We start from the raw sequence: 1,425 nt of genomic DNA on the forward strand, positions 1-1,425 counted from the left end.
AGTTGAGTCCCTCATAGTGGTGTAGCGCACGGTGGCCAACTTGTCCGTGACGGACGTAGGCGCGGTCACCGTGTGATCCTTCGAGTGAACCTCTCACAGAACCCTCGAACGGAGTCATCACGATGACCGCACCACACATTGTCGACCCTGCCGGCCTGCTGGGTGAAGCCCTGGCCGAGGCGTCCCCGGACATGATGCGTTCGCTGTTGCAGACGATGATCAACGCCTTGCTGTCCGCGGACGCCGACGCGGTCGTGGGAGCCGAGTACGGCCGGCCCACCCCGGGCCGCTCGGCGCGGCGCAACGGGTACCGTCACCGCGACTTGGACACTCGGGTGGGAACGGTGGATGTGGCCATCCCCAAGCTACGCACCGGCGCCTCCTACTTCCCCGAGTGGCTTCTTGAGCGGCGCAAGCGGGCGGAGTCAGCGCTGATCACCGTGGTCGCGGACTGCTACCTCGCCGGAGTGTCGACCCGCCGCATGGACAAGCTGGTCAAGCAGCTGGGGATCGACTCGCTAAGCAAGTCCCAGGTCAGTCGGATGGCGACCGACCTGGACCAGATCGTGGAGGAGTTCCGCCACCGCCCCCTCGGCGAGGCGGGACCGTTCACGTTCGTGGCCGCCGACGCGTTGACGATGAAGGTGCGTGAGGGCGGCCGGGTGATCAACGCTGTCGCGCTGATCGCCACCGGCGTCAATGCCGACGGACACCGCGAGGTCCTTGGTCTGCGGGTGGCCACGTCCGAAACGGGGTCGGCGTGGAACGAGTTCTTCGCCGACCTGACCGCCCGGGGCCTGACCGGCGTCCGGCTGATCACCAGCGATGCCCACCGCGGGCTGGTGGAGGCCATCGGGGCGAACCTGCCCGGAGCGGCCTGGCAGCGCTGCCGCACCCACTACAGCGCGAACCTGATGTCCGTGACACCCAAGAGCATGTGGCCGGCCGTGAAGGCGATGCTGCACAGCGTCTACGACCAACCGGACAAGGACGCCGTGCACGCCCAGTTCGACCGGCTGCTGGACTACGTCCACGAGAAGCTGCCCGAGGTCCACGATCACCTCGATGCCGCCCGAGCGGACATCCTGGCGTTTACTGCCTTCCCCAAAGACGTGTGGACCCAGATCTGGTCCAACAACCCCGCCGAAAGGTTGAACAGAGAGATCCGTCGCCGCACCGACGCGGTCGGGATCTTCCCCAATCGAGCCGCGATCGTGCGCCTGGTCGGAGCCGTTCTGGCCGAGCAGACCGACGAATGGGCCGAAGGTCGCCGCTACCTCGGCCTCGAGGTCCTCGCCCGCTGCCGTGTCAACATCGTGCCCACCACCCAGCCCGAGACCGGAGGTGAACACCTGCCCGCACTGACCGCGTGAACCCCCACGAAGGAGCACGCAGCGTTACACCACCTGAGGGGACTTGACCACC

General features: G+C 66.9%; 1 protein-coding gene. It reads left to right on the forward strand.

Annotated elements, in window-relative coordinates:
* Positions 1–122 precede the first annotated feature (122 nt).
* Positions 123–1,373, forward strand: coding sequence for an IS256 family transposase (locus FRW57_RS21535; protein ID WP_152187032.1), 1,251 nt, complete (start codon positions 123–125; stop codon positions 1,371–1,373).
* Positions 1,374–1,425 lie beyond the last annotated feature (52 nt).

This window comes from Segeticoccus rhizosphaerae (assembly GCF_009192725.1).
Classification (GTDB): domain Bacteria; phylum Actinomycetota; class Actinomycetes; order Actinomycetales; family Dermatophilaceae; genus Segeticoccus; species Segeticoccus rhizosphaerae.

Bases quoted from the DNA above. Each gene is read 5' to 3' on its own strand.
- FRW57_RS21535 (WP_152187032.1), top strand. From the start codon at position 123: ATGACCGCACCACACATTGTCGACCCTGCCGGCCTGCTGGGTGAAGCC.